Consider the following 16,722-nt stretch of genomic DNA (forward strand, 5'->3'; position numbering starts at 1 on the left):
CCCCCGGGCCACCGACCCGGGGGACGGGTCCAGGGGGGTCGGGTCAGGCGGGGCCGGCGACGCCGATCAGGTTGCCCTCGGGGTCGGTGAACCGGCCGACCACGAGGTCCCCGCCCGGTGCCCGTTCCGGGCCCAGCAGGCGCGTGCCGCCGAGCCGCTCCGCCTCCCGCAGCGCGGCCTCCACGTCGGGGACGCCCACGTAGAACAGCACCCGCCGCTCGTACCCGGCCCCACCCCCGACCCCGCCGTTGAGCCCGGCGGACGCCGCGCCCACGAACCCGTACGCGCCCGGCGCGGAGACCTTCTCGGTGGCCGCGTCCCCCGTCGCGAACTCCCACCCGAACAGCTCGCCGTAGTAACCGCGCAGCCGCTCCGGCTCCTGGCCGATGATCTCGAAGTGCACCACTGGCAGTCCCATGATCCATCCTTCCCGGGAGCGCCCGCGGTGGCCGCCCCCGGAGCAGAGGTCGGAGCGGCCGCCCCGGTTTCGACATCCCAGGCACCCGTCCCCGATGCCCGCTACTCTTCCGCCACCCGCTTCGCGGGCACACAGAGATGGACGGCACCGGCGCGGGAGGATGGGATGGCCGACTCATCGATGGCGCGGTTCTACCAGGACCATGGATATCTGCTGGTCAAGGGGCTGATCGGCAAGGAAGAGGCGAAGGCGTACCGCGAGGAGTGCCACGCGGTCCTGTCGCGGTTGCGCCCGGCCGACCCCACGTGGGGGAGCGCCAGGCAGCTCGCCGGGCGCGCCACCGAGCTGCGGCACTGCCACGACGCGCAGTTCCACTCGGCGGCCTTCGCCCGGCTCATGGTCGATCCGCGCTTCACCGACGTGGCGGCGGCCGTGATGGGTTCGGAGAACGTCCAGCTCCACCACACCAAGATCTTCGTCAAGCCGGCCGAGAAGGGCTCGCCGTTCCCGCTGCACCAGGACGCCGCGCACTTCCCGCACACCCGCCACACGGTCGGCGCGGCCATCTTCCACTTCGACGACGCGCCCGAGGAGAAGGGCTGCGTGCGCGTCGTGCCGGGCAGTCACAAGAGCGGGCCGCTGCCGCACGTCGAGGAGGGCGGCTGGCACCTGCCGCCGTCGGACTGGCCGCTGGAGGCGGCCGTGCCGGTCGAGGCCGAGGCGGGGGACGTGCTGTTCCTCGGCTACCTGACCGTCCACGGCTCTGGGGTGAACACTGCGGACGAGGCCAGGACGACGCTGCTCATCCAGTTCCGCGACCCCCTGGACCGGCCCGCCGACGACGTGCACCGCTCGCGGGGGCAGGGGATGATGCTGCGCGGCTTCGACCCGCTGGCCGGGCGATGAAGGGCTGGGCCGCGCTGGTCACCGCCCTCGCGGTGCTGCTCGGCGGGTGCGGCCTGTCCCCGGCGGAGACCGGGCCCGGGGTGGCCGGGGCGCAGGTCGTGGGGCGGGAGAAGGCGGGGGAGCGGGGACAGGACCTCACCGTCCGGTCGCCGGCGCTCGGCCGCAACACCCCCGTACGCGTGCTGCTGCCGTCCGGCTGGACCCACGGCTCCGGGCCCTGGCCCGTGCTCTACCTGCTGCACGGCTGCTGCGGCGCCGGCCATCTCGGCTGGGTGGACGAGGGCGGCGCGGAGCGGCTCACGGCCGCGATGCCCGCCATCGTGGTGGTTCCCGAGGGCGGCCGGGTGGGGTTCTACTCCGACTGGTTACGCGGGCCGCGCTGGGAGACCTTCCACATCAAGGAGCTGATCCCGCTGATCGAGGCGGAGTTCGGCGCCGGCGCCGAGCGGGCGGTGGCCGGGCTGTCGATGGGCGGGCTCGGCGCGATGGGGTACGCCGCCCGCCACCCCGGCCTGTTCCGGGCCGCCGCGTCCTTCTCCGGCGTCCTCGACACCACCGGCGACCAGGCCGGGGTGCGCCGCCTGGTCCGCGAGAACGGCGACGACCCGGCGGCCCTCTGGGGCGACCCCGAGCGGGACCGGAAGGTGTGGGAGGCGCACAACCCCGCCCAGCTCGCCGGGCGGCTGGGCGGGATGCCGATCTACGTGTCGTGCGGCGACGGGCGGCCCGGCCCGCTGGATCCGCCGGGCGCGGCGGGCGACTACGAAGGGGCGCTGCTGGGGCAGGCCACGGTCTTCGCCGAGCGGGCGCGGGCGGCCGGGGCCCGGGTCACGACCGACTTCTACGGGGCGGGGACGCACACCTGGCCGTACTGGGAGCGGGCGCTGGAGCGGGCCCTGCCGATGCTGCGCGCGGCCATCGGCGCGTGACCGGCCCGCTCGCCTCCAGGTGGCGTTGACCGTCGCGAGCTGCCGACCTTGCTGGTCAGGCTGTCGCCGGCGGGCTGATGGACGTCCCACCACCCGGCGCCGCCCATGGTGAGGGAGCCAGCGCGCCGAGGATCGTCACCATTCCGTTATCTTTGGGCTCGTATCGCCGCCCGCGATCCGCTCTCGTTAGGCCACAGAGGGAAGAACGGAGACGGCGAATGACCATCGACTACATCCCCGAACCGGCCAGAGCCGGCGAAGCCGAGAAGTTCGGGCCGCCCTGGCAAGGTGTCACCCTTCCCCGCGAGCTCCTGGACCGGCACGGGGCCAAGGTCCTCGACCCCTGGGCCGTCGGGCTGGACCCGGGCGAGCCCCGGCCCGACTCCACGGTCTACCGCGCGGACGTGCTCCTGATCCCCGGGCAGGTGCTGACCTCCCTGGCGGCGACGGACTGGATCGACTCGGCGCTGTCCGGGGTCGGGCTGAGGCTGTCGCCCGAGAGCGTCGAGCGGGCCCGCAACAGGCAGTACCCCGAGGACACCGTCTGGGTGCCCGCGGTCCTGGAGATCGACGGCGAGAGCCGGGACGTCAGAGCCGACGCCTGGCCGGCCCTGCGGGCCGTGCGCAGGGCGCTGCGCGAGACGTCCGACGACCTGTCCTTCGCGCCGGGGCTCGCCGACATCTCGCTGGACCACCTGTTCGTGGGGTCGGCCACGAGCGGGATCGGCTCGCTCAACCTCGGTGGCGAGCCCGCCACCAGCGGGCACGCCGTGATCGACGAGCCGGGCGGGAGCACCCGTCACGGGTACGGCCGCGTCCCCCTGACGGTCGTGGCCGGGCCGCCGCGCCGCCGGTCGCTCGGAGAGCTCGGCGGGCCCCGCATCACCGTGGTCACGCTGGACACCGGCGTGGCCGCGCACCCCTGGTTCAAGCCGGTGACCGACCCGGACGCGTTCCTGACCGTCGACCCCGCCGGCCAGCAGCTCATCGAGGACACCCACCCCGCCTACGCCGGCCGCGACATCGCCAGGCTGGTCGGCTACGAGGATCTCGGCCACCTGCCCAACCCGCTGGTCGGCACGCTCAACTCGCACACCGGCCACGGCCTCATGCTGGCCGGCCTCATCGCGCAGATCGCGCCCGACGCCCGCGTCCTGATGTACAAGGTCATGCACAGCGACGGCATCGTCCCCGGCGAGGCCGTGCACGCGGCGCTCGACCGCCTGCTGGAGCTGATGGACGCCGGCCAGGACGTGCACGTGCTGTGCTGCTCCTTCGGCGGCTTCGCGGAGACCGGCGACGCGGCCATGGCGGCGTTGTTCGCCAAGGTCAACCAGCTGCGGGCGCGCGGCGTCGTCGTGGTCAACGCCGCCGGCAACTACGCCACGACCAGGCCGTTCTACCTCGCCGCCCTCTCCGAGACGGCCGTCCCCGGCCCGCCGCTGGCACCCATGCTCGGCGTCGCCGCCAAGAACCCCGACGGCACGATCGCGATCTTCAGCAACGAGCACCCCGCCGTACGGTGGCGCGCCCCCGGCGCCATGGTCGTCAGCACCTTCCCGCCCCATTTCCGCGGCGCCCAGAACGCCATGCTCTCCACCGGCGACCGGGCCTCGCTGGACTGCGACGCCATGGGCCCGTTCTGCGGCTGGAGCGGCACGTCGTTCGCGGCCCCGATCGTCGCGGGAGCCGTCGCCGCCGAGCTCACCAAGACCATCGGGCAGGTGGCCGTCGATCCCGTCGAACGGGCCAGGACGGTCATCGACACGATGATCAACGACAAGGTCGCCCGGCCGGAAATCGTCCCGATCTGATGACTCGGGAACCCGCGACCGAGCGCCCGCCGAACCCGCGCGCCCAGCGCCGTGACCGGCTGGCCGCGCTGCTGATCGAGGCGCGGCAGGGCCACAGCGGCGCGCTCGACGCCATCGTCGCGGAGCTCACGCCCGTGCTCTGGCACACCGCCAGGAACCAGGGGCTGAGCCCGCAGGCCGCCGAGGACGTGATCCAGACGACGTGGCTGACCCTACTGCGTCATCTGCACGCCATCTCGGTGCCCGGCGCGCTGATCGAGTGGCTCGTCACCACGACCCGCCGTGAGGCGTGGCGGGTCAGTGCCGCCTCCCGCAAGGACGATCTGCCGGGAGACGACACGTTCGACGAGCTGCCCGACGGCGTGCTCACCCCCGACGAGCTCCTCGTGGACGACGAACGGCGGCGCGCCCTCTGGCACGCCGTCGAGAGCCTGCCCAAACGGTGCGCCGAGCTGCTCAGGATCATCGCCTTCGTGCCGCGCCCGCACTACGACGCGGTGGCCGCGGCGCTGGACATGCCGCTCGGCAGCATCGGGCCCACGCGCGGCCGGTGCTTCGCGAAACTGCGCCACGTGCTCGCGAAGGACCCGGATTGGAGTTCGTGATGAACACGGCAGAGGGGAGCAACTCTCCCCACTTCACCCCCGAGGACCAGGCCCTCGCCGAGGAGATCGCCGACGTCTACCGCATCGTCGATCCCGTCCCGGCGACCCTGGTCGAACGCCTGCAGTTCGCGCTGGCCCTGGAGTCGCCGGACTTCGCGGTCCTGCGGCCGTACGAGGACACCGTGCTCCCGGCCGGCGTCCGCGGCGGCGAGGACAGCCGGACGATCACCTTCGACAGCGAGATCGTCACCATCATGATCAGCGTGAGCGCCCGCGACGATCACGCCGTACGCGTGGACGGCTGGCTGGCGCCGCCCGCCGATCACCTGGTGGAGCTGCGCACCGGGGCGGGGGCGCACGTCGTCAGGGCCGACGATCAGGGCAGGTTCGTCCTCGACGTGGTGCCGAGAGGGCTGTCGCAACTCGTGGTGCGCCAGGGACTTGATGATCCGGCGCAGGCGACGATACTGGCGGTGACGCCCTCACTCATCCTCTGACCACCGCGAGGCGGGATGCGCGACAGCGAGCGTGCGGCGACGCTGCGCGAGCAGGTGGAGCGCCTGCACAGGCTCAGTGTCCAGGCGACCGACAACGGCCGCCCGGCGCTGGCCGCCCGCAGGCTCCGGCAGGGCCTCGAACTGCTCGGCCGGGGCCCGGCGGCCGGGAGCGGCGAGCCCGGCGGCGGCTACGACGACCTGCTCGCCCGCCTGCTGACCAGCCTCGCGCACGCCGAGGCCGAGCAGGGCAACTCCGGCCTCGGGATGGAGCTGCTCGACGAGGCCGCCCGTCGCGCGCCCCGCGCCGAGCTGGCCCTCGTGCACGCCCAGCGCGGCCTGCTGCACCTGCGCCTGGGCGCCGGCGCCGAGGCCCTGCGGGAGCTGGACATCGCCGCTCCCATGCTCCTCGAGACCGACCGCGTCGAGCTGGCCAGGGTGCTGCTCAACCGGTCGGTCCTGCACGCCACGACCGGCCGCGTCCGGCTGGCCAGGGACGACGCCCGCAGGAGCGCGCAGCTCGCGCAGGCCCACGGACATCGCGTGCTCGCGGCCAAGGCCCTGCACAACGACGGCTACTGCGACCTGCTGCTCGGGGACGTGCCGGCGGCGCTGCGCGTGTTCGCCCGGGTGGAGCGGCTCTACCAGGAGGTCAACCCCGGCTTCCTGCCCGTGCTCGCGCTCGACCGGGCCCGGGCGCTGCTCGCCGTGGGGCTGACCGACGAGGCCGGCCGCACGCTCGACCAGGCCATCGACGGGTTCCGCAGGCAGCGCCTGATGCAGGACTACGCCGAGGGCGAGCTGGCCAGGGCGCAGTGCGCGCTGGACGCGGGGCGGCACGCCGAGGCGCGGGACTGGGCCAGGCGGGCGGAGACCCACTTCCGCCGCAGGGGGAGCACGGCGTGGGCGCTGCGCGCGACGCTCATGCGCCTGCGCTCGCAGCTGGCGCACGGCTCGGCGCCGGGATCCGTGGCCAGGCGCGCGGGCGAGCTGGCGGCGCGCCTGGCCGAGCTGGACATGCGCGACGACGCGGAGATGGCCCGGCTGGTCTCGATCCGCGCGCTGATCGCCGCCGGCCGGGTCACCGAGGCCGCCACCACCGCGGCGTCCGGCCAGGCATCCGGCGCCACGTCCCGGGGCGCGCCGCTCGACGTGCGTCTCATGCGGCACCTGACAGGGGCGGAGCTGGCCGGCGCGCACGGGCAGCGCGGCCTCGCCCTGCGCAAGGTACGGTCCGGCCTGGCCCTCATCCACTCCCATCGGGGCCGGCTGGGCAGCCTCGACCTGCTCACCGGCGTCGCCGCCCTGGGCGCCGACCTGGCCGCCCACGGCCTGCGGGCCGCGCTCGACGGCGGTTCGACGCGGCAGGTGTTCGCCTGGTCGGAGCGGTGCCGGGCGCAGGCGTTCCGGTTCCGGCCGCCGCAGGCGCCCGAGGACGACCGGACCGCAGAGGCGCTGGCCGAGCTGCGCCAGCTCGCCCAGCAGATGCACGCCGACGAGGCCGCCGGCCACCGCCGGCCCGCTCTGCGCCGGCGGTGCCTGGAGCTGGAGCAGGTGATCAGGGAGCGCGGCTGGCAGCTTCCAGGGGTCGGCGAGCGGCTGGCCCCCGCCTCGGCGGCGGCCGTCGAGGCGGCGCTGGCCGCGGACGACCTCGCGCTGGTCAGCCTGCTCAACGTGGACGGCGGGCTGCTGGCGCTGGTGCTCGTCCGCGGGCGGTGCCACCTGCACCGGCTGAGCGCGTACGAACCGGTGGCGGAGGCCGCCCGGCGGCTGGCCGGGGACCTCAACGCGCAGGCGGGACGCAACCTGCGGCCCGCGCTGAAGGCGGTGATCGAGGCGTCCGTCCAGCGGCAGCTCGGCGTCATCACCGACGCGCTGACGGCCCCGCTGCGGCAGGCGCTGTCCGCCGCCCGGGGGGTCGTGCTCATCCCGACCATGGGCCTGTCCGCGGTGCCCTGGGGGCTGCTGCCCGACCTGCGCGGCCGGCCGCTGGTGGTGGCCCCGTCCGCGCTGGTCTGGCTGGCGGCCAGGCACGCCGGCGAGCCGTACGTGAGCGACGGCAGCTCCTCCGTCCTGGTCGCCGGGCCCGACCTGGAGCACGCCGAGCGGGAGGTCGAGCAGCTCGGCACCGTGCACCCGAAGGCACGCCGGCTCAGGGGCGACCGGGCCACGGTGTCGGCCACCCTGGAGGCGCTCGACGGCGCGTCCTTCGCCCACTTCGCCGCCCACGGGCACCACGAGCGCGAGAACGTGCTCTTCTCCCGCCTCGACCTGGCCGACGGCCCGCTCATGGCCTACGACCTGCAGCTCCTCGACAAGGCGCCGGGGCACGTCGTGCTGTCGGCCTGCGACGTAGGGCAGGCGGTGGTGAGGGCGGGCGACGAGCAGCTGGGCTTCACCGCCGCGCTGCTCTACCTCGGCACGCCCACCGTGATCTCCAGCCTCACCCGCGTGCCCGACCACGTGGCCGAGCGGGTCATGATGGCCTACCACCGGCGCGTGGCCGACGGGGCGAGCCCGGCCGACGCGCTGGCGATGGCCTCGGTGGACGAACCGGCCTCGACGTTCGTGTGCTTCGGCGCCGGCTGAGGACCCCGTCAGCCGTTCAGGACGACAGCAGGCGCCGCTGCTCCTCCTCGATCACCTGCCGGGCCAGCGACTGCTCCGAGACGTCCATCGCGTCGCCCGAGGACTCGGCCAGGTCGCTGCGCCTGGCGTAGGCGTCGAAGAGCTCCGACTTGTGCCGCAGGATGTCCAGCATGCGCTGGTCCACCGAGTCCACGGAGAGCAGCCGGTGCACCTGCACCCTGCGTACCTGCCCCATCCGGTGCGCCCGCCCCACGGCCTGCGTCTCCATGCTCGGCTTGACCTGCGGCTCGCACAGGATCACCACCGACGCCGCCTGCAGGTTGAGCCCCACCCCGCCGGCCTGGATCTGGCTGAGCAGCACCGCGTGCCCCGCCGCGGCGGAGAACTCGTCCACCAGCCCCTGCCGCCGCGCCGCGCCGACGTCCCCGGACAGCGGCCCGTGCGCCCGCCCGTCCAGCGCGGCCCCGACGGCGGCGAGCACCGCGCGGAAGTACGAGAACACCACCACCTTCAGCCCGTTCGCCTCGGCGTCCTCGACCAGCTCCAGCAGGCGCTTGAGCTTGGCCGAGGTGGCCGGCTCGGCGTACGCGGCCCGCCGCATGGCCATGAAGTTGCCCTCGGCCACGGCCTGCTTGTACGCCTCGAAGTCGGCGCCGCTGAACTCCACCCACTCGTCGGCCTCCACCCGATCGGGCAGCTCGGCGAGCACGTCCTGCTGGTTGCGCCGCAGGTAGACGGGCGCGACCGCCTTGCGGAACGCCTGTGCCCCCGCTACCACGTCGCTGTTGCGCAGCCCGGCGGCCAGGTCGGGCCGCAGGTACGAGATCAGCGTCCGGAACTCCTCCACCCGGTTCTCCATCGGCGTGCCGGTCAGGAACAGCACCCGCCGCGCCCGCCCGCACCAGGCCGCCACCGCCCGGGACCGCTTGGTCTCCGGATTCTTGACGTAGTGGGCCTCGTCCACGACGAGCAGCCCCACCTCCGGCAGCCCGCCACCCAGCCGGTGCAGACCGTCGAGCGTGGCCACGGCCACACCGCCCCGGCGGGCCCACTCCTCCTGCGCCGCGAGCCGGTCGGGGCCGTGCAGCGGGTAGGCGTGCAGCGTGCTGCGCGACTCGATCTCCCGCACCCAGTTGATCAGCACGCTCGCCGGGCAGGCCACCAGGAAGTGCGTCGCCCCGTCCGCCCGGAGGTGCGCCAGCGCCGCGATGGCCTCGATCGACTTGCCCAGCCCCATCTCGTCACCGATGATCACGCGTTCCTGCGCGAGCGCGAAGCGGGCCCCGAACGCCTGGTAGCCGCGCAGGGACACCCGCCGGTGGGTGTCGTCGAGCGGCTGCGCGGCGACGTTGGCCGCCAGGTCGTCGGGCAGCAGCCCCTGCCCGCTGCCGACCGGCTCCCCGGCCAGCTCCGCCAGCAGGCCGAAGTATTCGGGCGAGCGGGACTCGAAGTCCGCCCACGCCTCGAAGTCCCGGGCCGGCGGCCGCAGCAGGTCGGTGGTGACCTGGGCGAGCAGCAGCCGCGTCTCCCCGGCGCCGGCCAGCAGCCCGTCGATCGCGGCCACCGCCTCGCGCGCCTGCCGGCGCCGCGCGGGCAGCGTGAACATCATCCGCAGCCGGCTGCGCGCCGGCCGTGCCTGCGCCAGCAGCGGCGCCAGCCGCCCGTCCAGGTCGCGGGCGGCGTCGAGGGCGCGGGGCAGGTCGGGGCCCACGTTCACCAGGCGGTGCAGGGCGATCACCAGCTCCGTGGTGTGGTGGTCGGGCCGGTCGACGTCCAGGCGCAGGCTCGCGGCGTCCACGGCCGCCTGCTCGATCTGCCGGGCGGCCGCGTGGACCTGCCCCGCCGTGCGCGCGCCGATGCCCGGCAGCAGCTGCAGCGCGTACGGCGTGGCCTCCAGCACCTGCCGGACCGTGGTGTACCCGGCCTTCTCCAGCGTGCCGATGCGCAGCCGCCCGTCGGTCACGTCCTTCAGCCGCGAGACGGGCACGCCCTCCAGCCCGGCCCTGGCCACGTCGCGGCGCAGCGCGTCGAGGGTGCGGGCGGCCTGCGCGCGCACGGCGGCGTGCTCGTCGAGCAGGGCGCGTGCGTCGGCCAGGAGCCGGTCCGCGTCACGGATTTCCACCGGACCAAGGATGCCGTAGCCCGAGTGCTCGCGTACATCGGTGCGGATCGGCCCAAATGCCGGCCCGGATCTCAGCTCAGGTGCACCCCGATGAGGCAGGTGTCGTCGTCGGTGTCGGAGTTGCAGTGCGTGAGCAGGTCGTCGAGGCGATGGTCGAGCGTGCTCGCCGCGCGCCTGGCGATGGCCAGCAGCCGGTCCTGGGCGTGGCGCAGGTTGTGGTCGCGCCGCTCGATCAGGCCGTCGGTGTACATCAGCAGTGTGTCCTCGGCCCGCAGCTGGAGCCGCCCCTCCTCGTAGCGGGCGTCGGTGAACGCGCCCAGCAGCGGCCCCTTGACCATGGGCAGCTCCGCGCCGTCCCCCTCGCGCAGCAGGATGGGCGGCAGGTGACCGGCCCTGGCCCAGCGCAGCATGCGGGTGGGCGGGTCGTACAGGGCGCAGACGGCGGTCGCGGTCATGCGGTCGGTGAGGTGGTGGGCGACCATGTTGAGCCAGGCCATGAGCTGGGCCGGGCCCGCGCCGGTGGTGGCCAGGCCGCGCAGCGCGTTGCGCAGGATCACCATGCCGGTGGCGGCCTCCACGCCGTGCCCGGCCACGTCGCCCACCGACAGCAGCACCCGCCGGGACGGGAGCGCGACGGCGTCGTACCAGTCGCCGCCGACCAGGTGCTCCTTCTGCGCGGGCCGGTAGCGGACGGCGATGTGCAGGCCGAAGGACTCCATCGTGCCGTGCGAGGGCGGCATGATGGCCTGCTGCAGCTGCAGTGCCAGGCGGCTGCGCGCGGCGGACTCCTGCTCGGTGTGGGCGAGCTGGTCGCGGGTGACCGCGAGCGCGACCTCCGTCCAGTGCTGGGAGGAGATGTCCTGGTACGCGCCCCGGACCGCCATCAGCCGCCCGTCCGGCCCGAAGACCGGCTCGGCCACCACGCGCATGTGGCGGGCGACCCCGTCGCGACGCGTGAGCCGGAACGCCGTGGCCGCGAAGCGCCGGTGGTGCAGCACCGTGCGCAGGAAGCGGCCGATCGCGATCTCGTCGTCGGGGTGGGCGTGGTCGCGCAGCCGCTCCAGCGGGACCGGCTGGTCGCCGGGGGACAGGCCGTACAGGGAGTAGAGCTGGGCGTTCCAGGTGATCTGGCCGGTCACCGTGTTCTCCTCGAAGCCGCCGATGCGGCCCAGCCGCTGGGCGTGCTCCAGGAGCCCGGCCAGCCGCCCGTCCTCGTCGTGCTCGCGCCACACGAGCAGCACGCTGTCGCCGTGCCGGGTGATGCTGACGTCGGCCACGCCCGTCGTGCTCAGGCCGAGCGCCATCCGCTCGGCGCGGAACGACTCGCCGGTGGCGTGGACCTGCTCCAGCTGCGCGAACATGCCGCCCGCCGCGCGGGGATAGGCCTCCAGCAGCAGCGCCCCGGACACCAGCGGGTACGCCTCCAGCAGCAGCCCGTCACCGGCGGTGATGCGCGCGTTGACGTGCCGGACGCGGAAGTCGGCGAGCTCGCCGCGGGCGTCGAGGTGCGCCTGCAGCACCAGGGCCGGGTCGGGCAGCGCGTCGGCCAGGTCCACCAGCTCCGTCAGGCCCGCCGCGGCGGGCGCCAGCGGCGCGAACGGCGCGTCCAGCGTGTGCGCGCACAGCTCGGCCAGGGCCTCGACCTGCCGCTCGATCCTGGGCGGGTGCGGCGGCAGCGTGTGCGGCCAGCAGATCTCCAGCACGCCCTGCACCCGCCCGCCCGAGAGCATCGGCACGGTGACGCGGCCGCCGGCGACGTGCCGGCCGATGGCGGGCAGGCCCGCGTCGGCGTGCCAGATCGTGCGCCGCTCCGTCAGCGCGCGCCCGGCCGGCGTGACCACGCCCGGCGGCATGTGCCGCCACCGCCTGGCCTCCTCGGTGGCGAACCCGGCGTAGCCGGCCAGGGCGAGGGCGCCGCCCGGCTCGGCCGCCCACACCGCCACCGCCGTGGCGCCCAGCGGGGCCAGCGCGTGCTCCAGGAGCGCGGCGGCCACGGTCTGGGTGTCGCGGGCGCCGAGCACGGCGCTCTCGGCGACGCGCAGGCGTACGGACACCTCGGGAGCGGCCTCGCCCGCCTCGCCGACGCGGTCGCGGGCGACCTCGTTGACGACGTCGGCGGCGATCTCCAGCCGCGTCACGCCGGCCTTGGCGGCGAGCGTGGCGAGCTGCTCGGCCGCCTGTACGGGGCCGCAGCGCAGCCGCTCGACCAGGATGCCCTTGGCCAGCTCGAGCAGGGCGCGGTCGTCGGCCGCGCGGCGGGTCCGCTCGGCCTCCCGCCGCAGCCGCTCGACGGTCGCGGCCAGCCGGTCGAGATCCTGCCCGCCGTTCGGCTCGCCGGCCATCAGGACAGGTCCATCCAGTGCTGGATGCGTTCGATGAGATGGTCGGCGTCCACCGGTTTGGTCACGTAGTCGCTCGCCCCCGCCGCCAGGCTCTTCTCCTGGTCGCCCGGCATCGCCTTGGCGGTGACCGCGATGATCGGCAGGTCGGCGTACTGCGGCATGGCCCTGATCGTCTCGGTCGCGGTGTAGCCGTCCATCTCCGGCATCATGACGTCCATCAGGATCAGGTCGGTCTCGGCGTGGGCGGTCAGCGTGTCGATGCCCTTGCGGCCGTTCTCGGCGTGCAGCACGTTGATGCCGTGGATCTCCAGCATGCTCGTGAGCGCGTACAGGTTGCGGGCGTCGTCGTCCACGACCAGGACCGTGCGGCCGGCGAGGGCGTTGTCGATCTCCCGCCCCGCCGCGGTGCCCACGGTCTCGGCCCTGACCAGGGGCAGCACGTCGCCGGGCTGGTCGGCGGTCAGGTGCAGCGCGATGCGCTCGCGCAGCTCGTCGAGGCTGCTCAGCAGTTCCAGCGGCTGGTGGGCCAGCCGCACCTCCTGCTGGGTGCGTGAGCGCCAGTTGTTGTACGCCAGCACGGGCACCCCGTGCAGCCGCGCGTCACCGTTCATGACCTCCAGCAGCCGGTATGCCGACATATCGGGCATGTCGAGATCCAGCACGATGCAGTGGCAGGGCTGCCCGGCCAGCAGCCCGGCCGCCTCCTCCGCACCCGCCGCCGTGACGACCTCCATGACCCCGCCGAGGTCGCGCGCCCCGGCCAGGTCGCCCACGACGCTCTCGGAGACCAGCGACAGCAGCCCGTGCCGCCGCTCCTCGATCACCAGCAGCCGCCGCGCGGCCACCGGCTCCCGCTCCGCCGCCTGCGCCGGCTCGCCGCCCTCCGCCGGCGTGAGACCGGCCTTGGGGTCGGGGTCGAACCCGGGCCGGGCCACCGGCAGGAAGAGCGTGAACATACTGCCCTGCCCCGGCGTGCTCTGCACGGTGATGGCGCCGCCCAGCAGGTAGGCGATCTCGCGGCAGATCGACAGGCCCAGCCCGGTGCCGCCGTATTTGCGGCTCGTGGTGCCGTCGGCCTGCTGGAACGCCCCGAAGATCACCTCCAGCTGCTGCTCGGGAATGCCCACGCCGGTGTCCACGACCCGCAGCGCGATGGCCGGGCCGTGCGCGCGTACGGAGGCGGGCAGCTCGGCCGGCGCGGCCGGCTCGATGCGCAGCTCCACGCCGCCCGTCTCGGTGAACTTGACCGCGTTCGACAGCAGGTTGCGCAGCACCTGGCGCAGCCGGGAGTCGTCGGTGAGCAGCTCGGCGGGCACCCCGGGCGCGGTCGTGATGCGGAAGTCGAGGCTCTTCTGGCCCGTCAGCGGCCGGAACGTGGCCTCCACGTAGTCCAGCAACCCGCGCAGCCGCACCCACTCGGGGTTGATGTCCATCTTGCCCGCCTCGACCTTGGACAGGTCGAGGATGTCGTTGATGAGCTGCAGCAGGTCCGAGCCGGCCGAGTGGATGATCCCGGCGTACTCCACCTGCTTGGGCGTCAGGTTGCGGGTGTGGTTCTGGGCCAGCAGTTGGGCCAGGATGAGCAGCGAGTTGAGCGGGGTGCGCAGCTCGTGACTCATGTTGGCGAGGAACTCGCTCTTGTACGTGGAGGCCAGCGAGAGCTGGTGCGCCCGGTCCTCCAGCTCCTGCCTGGCCTGCTCGATCTCCAGGTTCTTGGTCTCGATGTCCTGGTTCTGGCTGGCCAGCAGCGTCGCCTTCTCCTCCAGCTCGGCGTTGGAGCGCTGCAGCTCCTCCTGCTGCTGCTGGAGCTCCTCCGAGCGCGCCTGCAACTCCACCGCCAGCCGCTGCGACTCATTGAGCAGCTCGTCGGTACGCGCGTTCGCCACGATCGTGTTGAGGTTGACGCCGATCGTCTCCATGAGCTGGTCGAGGAAGGCCCGGTGCACCGGCGTGAACGCCTGCACCGAGGCCAGCTCGATCACGCCGAGCACCTGCTCCTCGACCACGATCGGCAGCACGATCACCGAGGTCGGGTCGGTCCTGCCGAGCCCGGAGGAGATGGTGATGTAGCCGGGCGGCAGGTCGGTCATGGCGATGGTCCTGCGGCTGCGCGCCGCCTGGCCGACCAGCGCCTCGCCGAGCCGGAACCGGGCCGGCCGCTCCGGGTCCACCGGGTAGCCGTAGGCGCTGATGAGTTTCAGCTCGCTCTCCTCGGCCAGGAAGAACGCGCCGTACTGCGCCGAGACGAGCGGCGCCAGCTCGTTCATCACCAGCTCGGCCACGGTGGCCAGGTCGCGGTGCCCCTGCATGAGGCCCGACATGCGGGCCAGGTTGGACTTCAGCCAGTCCTGCTGCTCGTTGGCGCTGGTCGTCTCGCGCAGCGACTTCACCATCGAGTTGATGTTGTCCTTCAGGTCGGCCAGCTCGCCCTCGGCGTCCACGGTGATGGACCTGGTCAGGTCGCCGGAGGTGACGGCGCTGGTCACCTCGGCGATGGCGCGGACCTGGCGGGTGAGGTTGCCGGCCAGCTCGTTGACGTTCTCCGTCAGCCGCTTCCACGTGCCGGACACGCCCTCGACCTCGGCCTGGCCGCCGAGCCTGCCCTCGCTGCCGACCTCCCGGGCCACCCGGGTCACCTCGGCGGCGAACGAGGAGAGCTGGTCGACCATCGTGTTGATCGTGGTCTTCAGCTCCAGGATCTCGCCCCGGGCGTCCACGTCGATCTTGCGGGTCAGGTCGCCCCTGGCCACGGCCGTGGTGACCTGGGCGATGCTGCGGACCTGGTTGGTCAGGTTGTCGGCCATGGAGTTGACGTTGTCGGTGAGGTTCTTCCAGGTGCCGGCCACGTTGGGGACCCGGGCCTGGCCGCCGAGCTGGCCCTCGGTGCCGACCTCGCGGGCCACCCGGGTGACCTCGTCGGCGAACGCGCCCAGCGTGTCGACCATGGTGTTGATCGTCTGCGCCAGCGCCGCGACCTCGCCCTTGGCCTCGACGGTGATCTTCTGCGACAGGTCGCCCCTGGCCACGGCGGTGGCCACCTGGGCGATGCTGCGTACCTGGTTGGTCAGGTTGGAGGCCATGACGTTGACGTTCTCCGTCAGGTCCTTCCAGGTGCCGGACACGCCCCGGACGGTGGCCTGGCCGCCCAGGTTGCCCTCCGTGCCGACCTCGCGGGCGACCCGGGTGACCTCGTCGGCGAAGGAGGAGAGCTGGTCGACCATCGTGTTCAGGGTGTTCTTCAGCTCCATGATCTCGCCGCGGGCCGAGACCGTGATCCGCTGCGACAGGTCGCCGCGGGCCACGGCGGTGGCGACCTGGGAGATGTTGCGCACCTGGTCGGTGAGGTTGCCGGCCATGAAGTTCACCGAGTCGGTCAGCGCCCGCCAGGTGCCGGCCACCCCCTTGACGTCGGCCTGGCCGCCGAGCTGTCCCTCGGTGCCGACCTCGCGGGCGACCCGGGTGACCTCGTCGGCGAAGGAGGAGAGCTGGTCGACCATCGTGTTGACGGTGTTCTTCAGCTCCAGGATCTCGCCGCGCGCGTGCACGGTGATCTTCTGCGACAGGTCGCCGCGGGCCACGGCGGTGGTGACCTGGGCGATGCTGCGTACCTGGTCGGTGAGGTTGCCCGCCATCGCGTTGACGGACTCGGTGAGGTCCTTCCAGGTGCCGGAGACCGCCGGCACGTCGGCCTGGCCGCCCAGCCGGCCGTCCGTGCCGACCTCCCGCGCCACGCGCGTCACCTCGGAGGTGAACAGGGAGAGCTGGTCGACCATGCCGTTGAACACCGACGCGATCTCCCCGAGCAACCCGTCGGCGTCGTCGGGAAGTCTGGTGCGGAAGTCGCCGTCCCTTACCGCTGTCAGCCCCGCCAGCAGCCGGCGCAGCTCCGGCTCCTCGCCGCCCTCGCCGGGGCCTCTGGCGCGCTTGCCGCGCGCGGGCGGACGGGACGTGCCGACGGTGGGGTCGCTCATGACCGGTCCTCCGTTGTCGCCCGGGTTTCCTCAGGTAGCGGAGAGAGTAACCGGCCGCGCCTGCAGTGCGCGCTAGCCGCAAGTTGTCATCTGTCTATCACACGACGTACACGCAAGGTGAGGCGGAACTTTCGCAGGCGCCTACCAGCCCTGCGATCAAATGGAGCGTTCCGAGGTGAGGGCGGCGGTGATCGCGTCCTCCACCGTGTCGTGCACCGGAATGTGCGCCACCACGCCCGTGATCTCGAAGAGGCGGGCGGGCAGGGGCTGCACGCCCGCCAGGTGGACGGCGCCGCCGTTCCTGAGGCAGTCGGTGAAGCACGTCAGCAGGACATGCAGGCCCGAGCTGTCCATGAACGGCACCCGCGACAGGTCGAACACCAGCCTTTCCGAGGGATCCGTCCGCGACTTGCGGAGGTACGTCTCGAGCTGGGCTCGATTGGTGGCGTCCATCTCGCCGGTCACAGCGATCACGATCACTCCGGGCAGGTGCTGGTGCGCCAGCGTTAATGGCGGCATTTACGGGTTCACC

General features: G+C 73.5%; 11 protein-coding genes. 6 read left to right on the top strand and 5 right to left on the bottom strand.

What is annotated here, in order from left to right:
• Positions 1-43: 43 nt before the first annotated feature.
• Positions 44-418 carry a VOC family protein gene (locus AB0J69_RS52305; protein ID WP_364134519.1) on the bottom strand — a complete coding sequence of 125 codons (375 nt, stop codon included), beginning with the start codon at positions 416-418 and terminating at the stop codon, positions 44-46.
• Between the two features lie 165 nt (positions 419-583).
• On the opposite strand from AB0J69_RS52305, the gene AB0J69_RS52310 reads away from it, so the two are divergent.
• From AB0J69_RS52310 to AB0J69_RS52335, 6 genes are all read left to right on the top strand, one after another.
• Entirely contained in the window at positions 584-1,324 is a 741-nt protein-coding gene (locus tag AB0J69_RS52310) for a phytanoyl-CoA dioxygenase family protein (RefSeq protein WP_364134521.1), read from the top strand.
• Complete coding sequence (locus tag AB0J69_RS52315; RefSeq protein ID WP_364134524.1) at positions 1,321-2,253, top strand: alpha/beta hydrolase family protein; 933 nt, start codon at positions 1,321-1,323, stop codon at positions 2,251-2,253. Before AB0J69_RS52310 ends, AB0J69_RS52315 begins: the two co-directional genes overlap by 4 nt.
• A gap of 218 nt (positions 2,254-2,471) precedes the next feature.
• Positions 2,472-4,067, top strand: coding sequence for a S8/S53 family peptidase (locus AB0J69_RS52320; protein ID WP_364134527.1), 1,596 nt, complete (start codon positions 2,472-2,474; stop codon positions 4,065-4,067).
• Complete coding sequence (locus AB0J69_RS52325; RefSeq protein WP_364134530.1) at positions 4,067-4,672, top strand: sigma-70 family RNA polymerase sigma factor; 606 nt, start codon at positions 4,067-4,069, stop codon at positions 4,670-4,672. Before AB0J69_RS52320 ends, AB0J69_RS52325 begins: the two co-directional genes overlap by 1 nt.
• A complete protein-coding gene (locus tag AB0J69_RS52330; RefSeq protein ID WP_364134533.1) occupies positions 4,672-5,169 on the top strand; it encodes a hypothetical protein in 498 nt (165 codons plus the stop codon). The genes AB0J69_RS52325 and AB0J69_RS52330 overlap by 1 nt, the downstream gene beginning before the upstream one ends.
• Before the next feature lie 15 nt (positions 5,170-5,184).
• Positions 5,185-7,755, top strand: coding sequence for a CHAT domain-containing protein (locus tag AB0J69_RS52335; RefSeq protein WP_364134535.1), 2,571 nt, complete (start codon positions 5,185-5,187; stop codon positions 7,753-7,755).
• A 16-nt stretch (positions 7,756-7,771) separates the two neighbouring features.
• Here the strand turns inward: AB0J69_RS52335 and AB0J69_RS52340 are convergent, their stop codons facing one another.
• From AB0J69_RS52340 to AB0J69_RS52355, 4 genes are all read right to left on the bottom strand, one after another.
• A complete protein-coding gene (locus AB0J69_RS52340; protein ID WP_364134538.1) occupies positions 7,772-9,877 on the bottom strand; it encodes a DEAD/DEAH box helicase in 2,106 nt (701 codons plus the stop codon).
• Between the two features lie 71 nt (positions 9,878-9,948).
• Entirely contained in the window at positions 9,949-12,219 is a 2,271-nt protein-coding gene (locus AB0J69_RS52345; protein ID WP_364134541.1) for a SpoIIE family protein phosphatase, read from the bottom strand.
• Positions 12,219-16,190: a HAMP domain-containing protein gene (locus tag AB0J69_RS52350; protein WP_364134544.1), complete on the bottom strand. Its 3,972-nt coding sequence runs from the start codon at positions 16,188-16,190 to the stop codon at positions 12,219-12,221. The genes AB0J69_RS52345 and AB0J69_RS52350 overlap by 1 nt, the downstream gene beginning before the upstream one ends.
• A gap of 156 nt (positions 16,191-16,346) precedes the next feature.
• Positions 16,347-16,709: an STAS domain-containing protein gene (locus AB0J69_RS52355; RefSeq protein ID WP_364134547.1), complete on the bottom strand. Its 363-nt coding sequence runs from the start codon at positions 16,707-16,709 to the stop codon at positions 16,347-16,349.
• Positions 16,710-16,722 lie beyond the last annotated feature (13 nt).

Source organism: Nonomuraea sp. NPDC049709 (assembly GCF_040674815.1).
Taxonomy (GTDB): domain Bacteria; phylum Actinomycetota; class Actinomycetes; order Streptosporangiales; family Streptosporangiaceae; genus Nonomuraea.